Origin of the sequence: Dokdonella sp. (genome assembly GCF_019634775.1) — a bacterium.
Taxonomy (GTDB): Bacteria; Pseudomonadota; Gammaproteobacteria; order Xanthomonadales; family Rhodanobacteraceae; genus Dokdonella.
The window spans coordinates 305,144-318,742 of record NZ_JAHCAS010000001.1; the positions used below are offsets into that span (position 1 = coordinate 305,144).

Sequence of the window (13,599 nt, forward strand, 5' to 3'; positions counted from 1 at the left end):
ACTCAACGTCCGAGCCAACGGCGCCACCAAGGTGCCTGCGCGACGATCGGCGCGCGGCGCGCAGCTTCGAGTTCGGCTTCAAGTTCGGCGATGCGCGCACCAGCGCTCATGTTCTTGCGGACTTCGCCATTGTAATGGGCATAGACCGATTCTTCGCGGTCGCCGAACAACGACAACCCGGGAAGGTCGACCGGTAGTGGCCGGCGCGAACAGGCGGCGACGTAGTACAACGGTACATAGTCGAGTGTGGTCGCGACCTCGGCGCCATCGGCCGCGGCGGTGGCCACGGCGGAGGGTGCCATCTCGCCGTCAAGCCGCCATAGGATCGACTGGAACAGCAGCTTCTGCGCGTACAGACGCACATGCGGGAAGTGTGGGGAAAGCAGCTCCAGCAATTCCTCGCGATACAGCTCACGCACATGGAACTCGTTGCGGAACCCGGCATGATCGCTGTAGCTGCGCTTGTCCGGCGAAGAGATGAGCAGCAAACCATCGTCGGCGAGCACGCGGGCGAAACCGGCGACCAGCGCCTGCTGTGCCTCGAGGTGCTCAAGCGTCTCGAACGAGACGACGATATCGAACGAAGCATCTTGGAACTCGAGTGCGGCGGCATCGCCGGTGTCGAAGCGCAAATTCGATGCTCCGCCATAGCGCAAACGCGCATGCTCGATGGCCTGTGGTGAGATATCGACGCCAACCACCGAAGCGGCATGCCTGGCCAGCAGTGCCGAGCCGTAGCCTTCTCCGCAGGCCGCGTCGAGCACGCGCCGACCAGACACGAGTGGCAACGCAAATGCATAGCGGTGCCAGTGCTCATACCAGATCTCGCGCACGCATTCGGGAGTGAAGCGCTCACCGGTGAAGGCCATTGGCTTGGTCGACTCGCTCATGGCTCGATCTCGCGGACACCGCCCCAGCGATGAGGTAGGCGGACAAGACCAAACTCGCGCGACTCGCCACGCACGACGAAGCCGCGCTCGCGCGTGTCGAACAAACGCACACCTTCTGGATCAAGCGCGTGCACTCGGATTGAGTAGCTCCCGGGCAGCAGCGGCAATGTGTCGAATTGGATGTCGGCGCAATAGCGCCCATCAGCATCGGCGATGGCGACACGCCGCTCCATCTCGGTGCTTACCCCGTAGACCGGCGTGCCGTCAGCACGCACGACACCGACGAGAACCACGGGCACGCGCCCGTCGCGCGATTCGATGGTAGCCTGCACGTGCAACGACGCACCGAAGTCGAGCACCGGCGCCGACTCGCCTTGAATGCCGTTCAAGGCCAGCTGACCCACGCTCAACTCGATACCCGCACGATCGGCCATGGACTCGCGCTGCACCGAACGCGCCTCGTGCCAGGCCAGATAGGCCTGGGTGACGTCGAACACGTCGCCAAAAGCGGCCACCGCTCCGTCACGCAACCACAGCGCGCGCCGGCACAGCTTCTGCACGTGGTACATGCTGTGCGAGACCAGCAGCAATGTGCCCCCGCCTTCGAGGTAGTCTTCCATCCAGCGCACGCATTTTCGCTGGAATGATTCATCACCGACCGCGAGGACTTCGTCAGTGATCAGGAGGTCCGGACGCAACGCTGCGACTACGGCAAAGCCGAGCCGCACGACCATGCCCGAGGAATAGTGCTTGACCGGCTCATCGATGTAGTCGCCGATGTCGGCGAACTCGATGATCGACGGCATGCGTTCGGACAGGGCGCGCCCCGACAGGCCACGCAGCGCTGCCGCCATGGCGACGTTTTCGCGCCCCGTGTACTCGGGATTGAAGCCTGCACCCAGTTCGAGCAGGGCGCCGATGCTGCCGTGTACCGCGACGCTACCCGTGGTCGGCGTCAGCACACCGGTGATCAGCTTGAGCAAGGTCGATTTGCCTGCGCCGTTCTCGCCGATGATGCCGACCGACTCGCCGCGCCGGATCTCCAGCGAGATGTCGTGCAGCACGCGGTGCGCGTCGTGATCGACGCGATTCAGTAGCAATCGTGCGAGTGCGCGCAGGCGATCCGATGAGCGGTGCGAACGCGGGTAGGTCTTGCCGAGCCCCTGTGCGCTTACGAGTACATCGCTCACAGGAAATCCTCGAAATGCGGATCGAGGCGACGGAACAGCGCGCGACCGGCGAGAAGAACGACTGCGGCGACGAGGCAGGCAGCCGCCAGCGGACGCAGGCCAATTTCGCCATAGCCGAGCAGCAGGCTGCGGAAGGCCTCAGCGTAGAACGTGAACGGATTCGCATCGAGCCAGCCTTGCCAGCGTTGTGGGAGGCTCTCGCGCGCGTAGAACACTGGCGCCGCGAACATCAACAACATCAGCAACTGGCTGAGAATCTGCACCAGATCACGCACGAACACTTGCAGGGCGGCGAGGGCAAAGGCGAAGCCGAGGGCGAGCAGAAACAGTGGTATGTACAACAGCACGGCCGCAGGAAGATATGCCAGATCGATTGGCGTTCCGGTCACGGCCAGGGCGAGGACAATCGCGATGAATCCCCCCATGTGCAATACGAAGCTTGCCGCGCATGGCGCCAACACCAACACTTCACGCGGCAATGCGACCTTGCCGATCAGGGCCGCGTTGTCCTGGATAGCCACTGTCGAACGCACGAGCGCGTCGGAAAACGCAACCCATGGCCAGAGCGCGACGACCAGGAATGGCACGTAGCCAGGGGCATCGGCCCCCGGCACGCGCGCCTTGAAGACCTGCACGAAGATGAAGGCGTAGATCGCCAGTTGCAGCAGCGGTTGCAGCAGGGCCCAACCGAAGCCGGTGAAACTGCCGCGATAGCGTTCGCGCAGTTCGCGGGCGACGAAATGCCGGGCAAGCCTCGCGGAATTCATTCACCGGACCGGGAAAGGGGAACCGCTGATTGTACCGGAGGGTCACGTCGCGGCGCTCACTCCGTTCTCGGTGGCCAGCCGCAGGCCTCAACCAACGCTTGCCGGCAGTTCGCCCGCCTGGTGGTGGCGGGCGAGGCACGGACTTCGGTGGACTCCTGCTCGTCAGCATCGTACGCCGACGGATTCGCGAACGAAGCCCCTTGCCCAACGTGGTTCGGACCTGCCGATTCGTGCCGCCGGCGCTCCCACGAAATCAACACCTCGCGGGAGCCGGTTCCGGCCGGGCCGGCGACCGATCAGGTCATCGTCAGCGCTCGCCGGCCTTTTTGGATGGCGCTTCGGGGGCTGGCAGATAGCGCGTGCGCAGCGAAGCCACCGCATCTGGATTTGCGTCGATGTCCTTGCCGCGCAGGTTGTCGACGTAGTCCTTGACGCGCGCGTCGGTCAGGCGCTTGCGCAAGTCCTCGGTGACGCCTGCGCTGACCTCGTCCCAGCTTCGCGGCTTCGGCTCATGACGTTCGACGAGCCTGATGACGTGATAGCCGAACTGCGACTTGGTCAGCGGGGCGAATTCGCCCGTTTCGCGCAACTTGCCGCTGGCCGCGGCGAAATCTGGATCCATTCGCGCGGAACTCGCGCCGGAGTAGACACCCTTGTTGCTCGCCTTGCCCGGATCGTCTGAATACTCCAGCACCAGCGCTTCGAAGTCCTCTCCCTTTTTCGCTCGCTCGAGCAGACTCGTTGCCAGTGCCCGCGCCTCGCTGTCGCCACGCTTCTGTGAATCGACGAGAAGATGTTGCACGACGACGTCCTCGGGGATCGCGTAGGCCGCAGGATTCGCGTCGAACATTTCCTTGGCGAGGATCGCCACGTCGCCGAGGTCGAGCTTCGCACGATAGTCGAGCATCGCCTGGGTCCCGAGCACGCTCTCCTTGGACAGTTCGATCGCATGCTGGACGAGCGGATCCTTGTCGAGCCCGGCGCGAGCAGCCTCGGCGGCCAACTGACGCGTCAACAGCAGCTCGCTGATTTTTTCCTCGATGCGTACCGGACTGTTCATCAGATCGGCACGCTGGCCGGGCGGGAGACGCAACAGCGATGCATCCACGTCAGCAAGCGTCACCGACACTCCACCACGCGAGGCCACGACGGTGTCGCCCGCGAGACGTTCGTCAGCGTGCACGGCCGTGGTGATGGCGAACACGCCGGCAGCGACCGCGATGCGTCGGGCTAGTGGGAAGTTCCTGGTAGGGATCATTTGCGACTTGCTCCTGGCAGTTAGTCGGATAACAAGGTCTCGATGGACCCGCTGGGCATCGTTTGGTTCCATGGAGCGAGGCCGATCCGGCCAAGTGGCCGCGCAAGCACGGTTCCACTCGTCCGGCCGCGCCCTCAATGAACGCCACGCCCAGACGAAAAACCGAGTCGACGACGCACTTCTCGCACGTGGCAACGAACGCCCATGTGGTTGTTCCGCTGCTGGCGCATGTGAGTGGGCGAATCCGACGCAGGTCCACCCTGGGCGGCGACACGATCGGGAGGCGATCCAAACCGCCTGATGCTGTGCCACCGGCTCGAGGTATCGGGCGGGCAGCAGAGGCAAGCCCACCCGTACCCGACGGAGCCGATCCCCCTGCGCTGCACGACGCAGGCAGAATCAGGCGGTACGGTTCCAACTCTCACGCTGCCACGGCGGACAGCGGACCTGCACAACGACGGTCGCAGCAGGTCCGCTGCATCACCGGGTATCGTGTCAGTGATACACCGGATCCAGAGTCAGCGGCAGACGTCCGCTGTTCACCGTGCAGGACTGAGTCAGACACCACCACTGGTTACTGCCTACAGGGGTTGCTGGATTGAGATTCCCGATCGGCTCCGGGTCGACGGCCATGATGTTGATGTAATAGGTCTTGCCCATGGTCAGTGGGCATTTGCCCAAGGCTATCGGATACGGATCATTCGGGTCACTGACGATTGTCATGACTCCGGAACCCTTGGTGCCGCCAAAGGAGTCGACGCACGCGGGCGGCAGATCGATCGCCGGCGCACCGAGAGGAACGCCATTGACACCTGGCTGGACGCTGCGGAACTGACCCGGACAGGGCGCGATTGCCCACGATACCGGCGTCGAGTTCGTGGTTGGACTGTAGGTTCTCACCGTTGAGGCAACGCCCTTCCAATCCGGCGTAGACGGTGCGCGGAATTTGAGCGCGACGAACTTGCCGGTGTCTATCCGCCAAACGAAGTTGTTTCCGTACGTTCCGGGATAGCCATAACCTTGCGCCAGGTCTCCTGGCGTCCCCACCGGTCGACCGCCGATTGTGACACCGCCCACATGCACACCGAAGAGGTTGGTGTACAGCGACGCATCCTTGTTGCCGTTGCCCTGATAGCCGTTCTGCAAGACGTTGATCGACGTCTGTCGACTGGCCATGGTCAGACCATCATGGCCCGGCGGAACCATGTCGCCATTGCCATCGACGTAGGGGCAATCGCCCGTGACGATGATCTGCGATGGCGGTACGGTAATCGACGGGCTGGACATGACGGGTCCATACACGAAATAACCGTCATTGGTGGCAATTGAACACTGCACGTTGAGTTTCAATTCCCATCCAGCGGTCGACGCACTCAATGCGAGGTTCCGCGGCAACGATGCCGTACCGGCGCCGTTCAGGGGAAGCTGAGTTCCGGCAGTCCAGCCGTCCCCGCCGGCGCTGCCGCTGCCACTCTGCGTCGTGATGGGCCGCATCTCGCAGGACGCTCCAGCCGGAATGTTCTGCACAATGACGGTGACGTTGTCGCCACTCGTTGCAGGGTTCGGTGGCGTGATGGACCAGGATATGTTGCCAAGCCCCGATGCGCCGCCGGGCAGGCCACTGCCCAGTCCCTCGACACCCTGCAGGGTGACGCGACCCGAAGCCGGATCGATGCCCATGTGGGTAGCCGTGGTGTCATTGCTCTCGCAATCATTCGAACCGGTGCGTTTGAGGCAGACCGGGAAAGGTTGCGACTGAGCGAGAACCACACTCGAAGTCACGGCCAGCAGAGCGGCCGTGCCCATGCCCTTCAGTAAGAATCTGATCACACGAATTCCAGAAAGCCAGAGATACCGGTGCGTACATTAGTCTTCGATCCCGCAAAAGAAAAGCCCCGCCGAGGCGGGGCTTTTCCCTGAAACTGAACAGACAGCAACTGCGTATTACGAGCAGCCCGGCGCGTTTCCGGTCGACGTGCACGAACGCGAGCCCTTGTGACGCCACAGGCCGCCGTAGTTGGCAAGCTTGCCAGCCACGTTGTTGTTGACGTAGTTCGTCGCGGCGAAGCCTGTCACCGGCAGACCGTAGAACGTGACGCCTTCGGTCGAAGCCACCATGGCATGCGGCTGATCGGCCGGATTCAGACCGATGCGCATCCAACCGGAGCGGAGGCCGTCGGCACGCGTATCGACGTTCTCGGCGAGCGCCGACCCAAGCACCGGCGAAATGCGGCCACCCGGAGCAGTGAAGTCAGCCGTGAGCTGGAACGAGATGACCTGCGTCTCGTAACGGAGCACCGGGAGAATCTGTTCCGGGTCTTCGCAAGGCGAGAAGCAGAGGTCGCAGGCCGGGTTGCCGGCATCCGCACCGGTACACTGGCCCGGGCGGCCTTCCTCGCGGTCAAACGGGCTCAGGTCGACGCGAACGCGCGAACCGTTGGCCGCCGTGAAGACTTCGACGAACGGCGGACGCGCCGTGCCGCCGACGCCAAGGCGGTACGGACGGTCAACGTAGAAGCCCTTGGTCGGGAACGTGATCGCCCAGTCGGTCGTGGCGGCAGCTGCGCCACCGAGCACGTACTCGTTGAAGATCGCGTCGTGCGCGAACAGGGCGCTGACCGCATTGATCCACGGGTTGCCGTACGTGGCCTGAACGACCTGGCCATTACGGAACACGTAGGCCGTGGCGGTAATGGCAGGCCAGCCCACGTCGTTGAGCGACGGACGGGTATCACCCGGGTTCGTGTGCAGCGAGCCATCCGCAGCGTAGAAGCCGTCGACGGCCTCCGGCGAGTACGCCAGCATGGTGCCGTTGTCGACGTCGACGATGGCGGTGCTGCCGAACAGGCCGCCCGACGCGGGCAGGATGTCGACGGTGTCGTCCGTGTACCAGTAGCCCGGCGTCGGATACTGCGCCCAGGCATTGACAACCTGGTTGCAGTTCGCCGGCACGCCGGCGACGTGGGTGATCGCGGCGATCGAGTTGCGCGCCGCGCCGCCGTTGGAACCAGCGACGTTGCCGACGACGCCCATTTCGATCAGCTCGAAGTGGCCTTCACGCGTGTTGGCGAGGCTGCGGCCGTCGGCGTTGTAGGCGGCGGTGTCGTTCACGAACAGCGAATTGGTGAAGCGGACGAACTTGCGGCCGTCAGGCAGTTCACCGATCGGATTCGGCGACGGCCCCGCACCGGTAGCCGTACGGATGCGCGGCACCGTGCACGAGGTGTCGGAAGTCACGAGGCTGGCTTCCTGCTCGCCCGGAGCACGGAACACCGTGGCCGTCCACACGTCATACGGCGACAGGTACAGGTTGAAGTCGCGCACTTCGCGGCTGTTGCGGCCTTCGAGGAAGCGAACCTTGATCGCCTTGCCCCGGTTGGTCGTGTTGACCACCGAGAGAAGCGTGGTGAGGTCATTGGTGACCGTCGGGTTGTTCGGCTTGTTGGCGGTGTAGTACGGGTAGATCAGCACCTGACCCAGGCCATCCGGGTTCAGCGTGGCTGCGGTAGCCAGATTAGCGATGCCAACCGTGCCGGCGATACCGGCGACGACGGCGGTCGTCAAGCTGTTTCTTTTCATTGCAACACTCCTAATTTTGACCACAGGGCTTTGCTTACGGTTCTTGCTTTACGGCTAACCCCACTCCGCAGCGATATTGCGCCTTGTATAGGGCAAGGTTAGGCAACAGCGCTGCAATCGTACGGCAAGGCTCGGAACGGTGCAATCCCCACGGACACAAGGCGAAATACCCGCCCGGATGTCCCGGAAATCCGCTCCCGGCCCCCAGCCCGCCGATTCGCGCGACTCTACACCTTTTGAGGGGGTGTGATTCAAGGGGCGCGCCCGGAATCCCGATCTCGGCGCCGCGGGTGGGGAGTCCAGCCCCCCATGAATCCCTCGGTCCGCCCGCCTCAACGCACGGACGGACCGAATCGCGGGGAAAGTGCCGCCTACTGCCCGGCCTGCCTGGGCGTGGGCCCGAGGTAGTACCAGATGCCATCGGCGCCGCGAATCCATGTTTCCTCGGGGAAGCCGAGCGAGGTTGCCATCCCGGTTCCTCCCATCATCGGCACTTCAACGTCAACCTGCAGGATGATCGTGCAGGTATCTTCCTTCGCACAGGTCTTGCTGTGCAGCATGACCTTCTTCCAGCGAACCGGCCGGTTGTTCATGGCGCTTGCGTAGTCTTCGCGCTTCTCGATCGCTCGCTTGCCCGGGCTCATGTAATCGTAGGCCAGTTCGGCCTTGCGCTCGATCAGCAGGTTCCAGCGCTCCAGCGCGCGATCTTCCGGGGAAACCCCCTTGGCCTTGACCTTGCCTCCGGTGGAGGCGCAGGCGGACAAAGCGGCTGCCAGCAGGGCCAGCAAAATCGGACGCAGCAACGGCGATGACATGTTTCTACTCCTTCGATCAGTGATGTGGCGCGTGCGTCGACGCACGCCGGCAAGGGCGGCATTCAGATTCACGGATGGTGCAAAGGTTCCCGCGGATACCCGGCAACGGCAGCTGACGCGCACCCGGCGCGCATGCGGTCGGGGGCACGCAAGTGCAGCTGCGCAGAAGGTGCGCTCCTGCGCGCATCGACGCCATTGCCGTCCGGCCACTCATTCCAGTGGCGTGGTTTCCGCGGGCGGCGGCTCCTCGGCCGCCGGCGGCGGTTCCTCACGCGGTGACGGGCGCTCGTAGCTGCCCTTCATGCGAGCGCGTAACGGCTCGAGTGCCTGGAACTGACGACGGTAGCTTTCCGTGATCTCACGCGCCTCCTCGGAATTGCTCATGACCTGCGGCGTGATCAGCACGATGAGTTCGGTGCGGTTCTTGCGTGCACTCGTACTGCCGAACAGCTTGCCTAGCACGGGCACGCGATGAAGCCCCGGAACACCGCTCTTGGCCTCGCCGTCATCTTCGGAAATGAGGCCGCCAAGCAACACCGTTTCGCCGCTCTGCACGGCGATCTGGGTGTCGATCGTACGTTGGTTGATCGGCGGATTGGAGTTGCCTTCGGCCGGCGTTCCGGGGCTGCTGACGTCCTGCGAGACCTCGAGGTAGACAAGGCCGCCCGGATTCACGCGCGGTTTCACGCTGAGCATCACGCCGGTGTCGAGGTACTGCACGGTGCCGTAGCCCGATGAAGCAATGCCGGTGTTGTTGGTGCCGGTGTTGATGCCGTAGTTGGTCAGGTAGGTCTGCTGGATCGGAATCTGCGTGCCGACATTGATCTGCGCTTCCTGGTTGTTGATCACCACCAGCGACGGTGCTGACAACACCTTGGCCTGGCCATTCGCCTCGAGCGCGCTCAGCGCGACCTGGAACTTGCTGTTGAGGTAAGACCAGAAGATGTTCCCGCTCTCGCCGGGACCGGCCGCCCCCATGCCACTGCGCTGGCGATCCGTACGGTTGAGCACGTCGTAGTCGACCCCCGTATACGGCGCCTGCCCGCGCATACCGGCGAACCACCACTGCACGCCGTACTTGAGCTCGCCGGACAGGGTGACTTCGAGGATCTTGGTCTCGATGTGGACCTGCAGCGGTGCGATGTCGAGCTTGCGGATCGCCGCCTGCATCGCGTCCCATTCGATCGGAGTGGCCATGACGAGCAACTGGTTGCTCTCCTCCACCGCCGTGATGCGCAGCGCACTGTCCTGGTTGCCGCCGCCCACGACCGGCGTTGCTGCAGCGCCTGCCGCGGCACCGGACGCTGCCGCGGCCGTGGCGTTGGCAGGAGCCGATGTGGCGCCGCGGCGTCCCGACTGGCGCGAACTGCTTCTGCCCATGCCGCCACCAACTGTGACCGGTGTCAGTCCGGGGGCGACGCTGCCCGAGGTGCCGGTGCGGCGTGAGCCACCGCCGGAACTGCTGCCGAGGAAGATCTGATTGAGATAGTCGGCCAGATCGACCGATTTGATGTTCTTGACGTCGTAGACGAAGAGCTGGGTCATGCTCTCGTCACCGGCACGGTCGAGGCGGCGCAGCCAGTCCTCGGCCTGACGCAGATATTCCGGCTGTGGCGTCATGGCAATGATCGCGTTCGAGCGCTCGATTGGCAGAAAGCGGAACATGCCGGCCAGGGGTGACTCGCCGGTCGCACCGAACACCTTCTCGAGCTCGGGCAACAGGGTGGCGACCTCGGTGCGCTGCAGGGTGAATACGCCGATCGACATCCCCTTCATCCAGTCAACGTCGAACATGTCGATGGTCTGCGCGTAGTTCTGCAACTCAGCCGACGTGCCGGCCATGACGATCATGCTGCGAGCGGTGTCGGCGTTGACCACGGCCTCGGGCTTTGCGTAGGGCTTGAGCAGTTTGGCCATTTCGCTGGGCGACACGTAGCGCAGCGGGAACACGCGCACCTCGTAGCCCTTGGCGAGATTCGGTGGCGTCATGCGCGGGGTGAGATAGCCAGGCAGCGCATCCTTGATCTGCAGGACGATGTAGCGACCATCCTTGTAGACAAGCGTGTTGCCGGTCCAAGACAGCAGCATCTCGAGCACACCCATCGCCTGATCCGCGCGGATCGGCTTCGAGGTCGAGAACGACACGTTGCCACCGACATTCGGTGCGATCGTGTAGTTCTGCTGCAGCAGGTCGCCGAGAATGGCCTTGACCACCGCCTGGATCGGGTTGTTCTCGAAATTGAAATCAACCTGGCCATCGCCTGCAGCATCCGGCAGCGGCTTGCGCGCGGCCGCCTCATCGATGAACTTGCCGGTACCGACCTCGATCTCGGGTTTCGGCGCCTGCAGGGCTGATTCGTCGCGTCCGCTGACATCGATTCCGCCCAAGGCCGAAGGATCGACAGGCGGTCGCGGGGCGGTCTTGGCGGCGAAATTGTCGGCCGTCAGCGGTTCACCAGCCAAATGGGCGGGCGACTGCACCGGACGCGTCGCGCAGCCGGCCAGCAGCGTGATTGCTGCGACCCAGGCGAAATACGGGAGTCTGAATGACACGGCGCACTCCATCATTGCTTGCTCTGTTCGTTGGGCTCGTTGCCAGCGCGTTCCCTGCGCAGGCGCTCGGCTTCCTCGCGCATCTGCCGGCGGCGTTCCTCAATGCGCCTGGCGAGGTCTGAGTCGGTAGCGTTTCCCTTCTGCTCCGGAGCAACCGCGCCCGGCGCAGCCGGAGAGGACGTGGCGCCGCCCGGACGGCGCGCCGACGGCGGTGGCGGCGCCGGCCCAGCGGCGGTCTGCAACTCGATTTCGGAGGTTTCGTCATTCGCGTTCCTGAAGACCGCGAGCCGCGGCTCCAAGGAAGCCAAGGTCCAGCCAGCCTGTTCGCCGGTCAACGGCATTCCGACCTTGAGCGCAAGTGTTTCGTTCCGCGTGTTGTCGCGCACCATGGCGACACGCAGTTCCGGTGTGGTGTCGGTCTTGCGCACGATGACCACGCCGGTCAGGCTCACATTGAGCGGGGCCTGGGGTTGATCCTCGGCGACAGCCTCGGCCGACGCGACCGGCGTGGGTTTGCGATCCTCATTGAACAGCGGGCGTGCCTCGACCTCGCTGAAGCGCGTCTGCGCCGGCAGCGCGAACGGATTGCGATCGATGGCAAGCTCTTCGGCCTGGGGGTCGGGATGGTCAGGCGAAAGCCAGCCATAGCCACGCCCGTAACCACCGAGTTGGACCAGCGCAGTCAGCACGAACAGGCCGCAGATACCGGCCAGCACGAGCGTGGTGAGGCGGGCGAGTTGCGCATCCATCAGGGTGTCACCTTGCCGGGCTGGCGCAGATAGCCGGAGAGGTTGAAGCGGACGTCGAGCGGGCTCGCCACGGGCTTGCCTCCGGGCGGCACGTAGGTCTGCTGCTTGTAGATCATGAGCTGGTCGACGAACAGATACGGCTTGCCGTTCTCGAGGTCGTACAGGATCGCCGCCAGTGATTCCATGTCGCAGCGCAGGCGCGCCTGCATGGTGATGCGCTTGTACAGTTCTTCCTGACCGCCGCTGAAGGACTGCGTGCTGACCACCGAGCAGCGACGTGCATCGGTATGGTCGGACTGCGCCTGTTTCAGGCGTTGAATGAGGCCAGCCGAGGCAGCGTTGGCATCGGCTTCCGCGAGGAATGCCTGGTTGCCTTGTTCATAGCTGCGCACCTCGGCCAGGCGCTGCTCGATCGCCGGTCTCTCGAGGGCGATGCGGGCGAATTTCTGCTGTTGTTCGCGCAGGTCGCGCATCTCGCCGAAATAGCCGATATGCGGCGCGACGAACCACGAATGCACGCCGAGCAAATAGACGAGCAGGACGACAATCGCCAGCAGGATGACGGCGAGCAGGCGTCCGTCTTTCGGCCGCAGTTCAAGCATCGCCATGGGACGCCTCCTTGCGTGCTTCCGCGTCCACCGACGGCGCCGGCCCCGGCTGCGCATCACTGGCCATCGGACCGGCTTCGCCCGGCGCGACCTCGCGTGGTTCCGCACTGATCGTGAAGCGGTCCTTGCCAGTGCGTGGATCGGGCTGGATCTGGCCCTCGAAACGCGGGTTCGACAGGTACGGCGACGCCGCCAGCACGCTGATCAGGCCGGCGGCTTCCTTGCTTTGGCCCTGCAGCTGGATCTGGTTGTTCTCGATACTGAGGCGCTCGAGATAAGTGTCGTCAGACAGGCGTCGGCTGACGTCGTCAAGGAGACCGATCACGACCGGTCCCTTGCGCTTCTTCTCGGAGAGGAAATTCGCGCCCCCCACCGAATCCTGCAGGGCCTTCCTGAGCTCGAGCACGCGACGCGCCTCGACCTCGACCTTGGCGACCTCCTCACGCATCTTCTCGACCGCGATCGCACGGTTCTTCAGCGACAGCGACATGTTGAAGACGAGCAGCACGAGCGCAGCCGCGGCGAGGGCCAGGTTCAGCGGCAGGCGCAAGTCGCGTCGGCGCGCGCGACGCTCTGCGGGCAACAGGTTGAGATGGTGGCGCCCATGGCCCGGCTCGCCACGCCAGATGTCGACACCATCGAGCTCCAGCGCGCCACCGCCGACCGCCGCGAGTTCTGGATCGAACTGCGCGCGCGGCACGGCAACCAGCTCGACGCGCAGGTTGCGCGCAGTCGTGTCGCGCGCAACGACACGGCTGTCGAAATGCACCTGATCGGCCTTGAAAGGAGTCTGCCGGTCCATCTCGAAGGAGAGCACCTGGCGCAGGTTGTCTTCGGCTGCGGCCGGCAGGGTCAGGGTGCGACGCAGCGCGCGCGTTTCCGGCAGCACGACGAGGGAGCGCACGCCAGGATTGTCGATGCGCGCGCGCAGGCGGCGGAACTCCTCGGCCTGGGCCTCGGCGGGCAGGCTGAGGTCGATGCGGCCGAACTCCTGCGCCTGACCACTGCGTTCACGCCAAACCACGACCTCGTTGCCACGATGCTCGAGCAGCAGGACGTCTGAGCGGCCGGCCAATCGCTTGCGCCAGGTTTCCGGCAGGCAGGCGAGCAGCTGCGAACCCCACCACACGAAGAAGCGCGGTAGCGGCGTCTTGGCAAGGCGCATCCGCAGACGCGCGATTTGTCTGTCC

11 protein-coding genes are annotated in these 13,599 nt (G+C 64.3%); all 11 read right to left on the minus strand.

Annotated features, from left to right (window positions below; all coding sequences use genetic code 11):
• Positions 1 to 2: 2 nt before the first annotated feature.
• The 11 genes from KF907_RS01320 to KF907_RS01370 all read right to left on the minus strand — a co-directional run bounded on the left by KF907_RS01320 (position 3) and on the right by KF907_RS01370 (position 13,574).
• A complete protein-coding gene (locus tag KF907_RS01320) occupies positions 3 to 890 on the minus strand; it encodes a class I SAM-dependent methyltransferase (RefSeq protein ID WP_291217372.1) in 888 nt (295 codons plus the stop codon).
• Positions 887 to 2,080, minus strand: coding sequence for an ABC transporter ATP-binding protein (locus KF907_RS01325; RefSeq protein WP_291217375.1), 1,194 nt, complete (start codon positions 2,078 to 2,080; stop codon positions 887 to 889). Before KF907_RS01325 ends, KF907_RS01320 begins: the two co-directional genes overlap by 4 nt.
• Positions 2,077 to 2,847 carry an ABC transporter permease gene (locus KF907_RS01330; protein WP_291217377.1) on the minus strand — a complete coding sequence of 257 codons (771 nt, stop codon included), beginning with the start codon at positions 2,845 to 2,847 and terminating at the stop codon, positions 2,077 to 2,079. Before KF907_RS01330 ends, KF907_RS01325 begins: the two co-directional genes overlap by 4 nt.
• Positions 2,848 to 3,154: 307 nt before the next feature.
• Positions 3,155 to 4,105: a peptidylprolyl isomerase gene (locus KF907_RS01335; protein ID WP_291217379.1), complete on the minus strand. Its 951-nt coding sequence runs from the start codon at positions 4,103 to 4,105 to the stop codon at positions 3,155 to 3,157.
• A 495-nt stretch (positions 4,106 to 4,600) separates the two neighbouring features.
• Positions 4,601 to 5,785, minus strand: coding sequence for a hypothetical protein (locus KF907_RS01340; RefSeq protein ID WP_291217381.1), 1,185 nt, complete (start codon positions 5,783 to 5,785; stop codon positions 4,601 to 4,603).
• A 264-nt stretch (positions 5,786 to 6,049) separates the two neighbouring features.
• The gene (locus tag KF907_RS01345) at positions 6,050 to 7,684 is read right to left on the minus strand and encodes a hypothetical protein (protein WP_291217383.1); all 1,635 of its coding nucleotides are present in this window, start codon (positions 7,682 to 7,684) and stop codon (positions 6,050 to 6,052) included.
• Between the two features lie 371 nt (positions 7,685 to 8,055).
• Positions 8,056 to 8,499 carry a hypothetical protein gene (locus tag KF907_RS01350; RefSeq protein ID WP_291217385.1) on the minus strand — a complete coding sequence of 148 codons (444 nt, stop codon included), beginning with the start codon at positions 8,497 to 8,499 and terminating at the stop codon, positions 8,056 to 8,058.
• Between the two features lie 210 nt (positions 8,500 to 8,709).
• Positions 8,710 to 11,052, minus strand: a complete 2,343-nt coding sequence (gene gspD, locus KF907_RS01355; protein WP_291217387.1) for a type II secretion system secretin GspD — start codon at positions 11,050 to 11,052, stop codon at positions 8,710 to 8,712.
• 11 nt (positions 11,053 to 11,063) lie between these two features.
• On the minus strand, positions 11,064 to 11,801 hold the full coding sequence (locus KF907_RS01360) for a hypothetical protein (RefSeq protein ID WP_291217390.1): 738 nt from the start codon (positions 11,799 to 11,801) through the stop codon (positions 11,064 to 11,066).
• Positions 11,801 to 12,409, minus strand: a complete 609-nt coding sequence (gene gspM / locus KF907_RS01365; RefSeq protein ID WP_291217392.1) for a type II secretion system protein GspM — start codon at positions 12,407 to 12,409, stop codon at positions 11,801 to 11,803. Before gspM ends, KF907_RS01360 begins: the two co-directional genes overlap by 1 nt.
• Positions 12,396 to 13,574, minus strand: a complete 1,179-nt coding sequence (locus KF907_RS01370) for a PilN domain-containing protein (protein ID WP_291217394.1) — start codon at positions 13,572 to 13,574, stop codon at positions 12,396 to 12,398. Before KF907_RS01370 ends, gspM begins: the two co-directional genes overlap by 14 nt.
• Between the last annotated feature and the right edge of the window lie 25 nt (positions 13,575 to 13,599).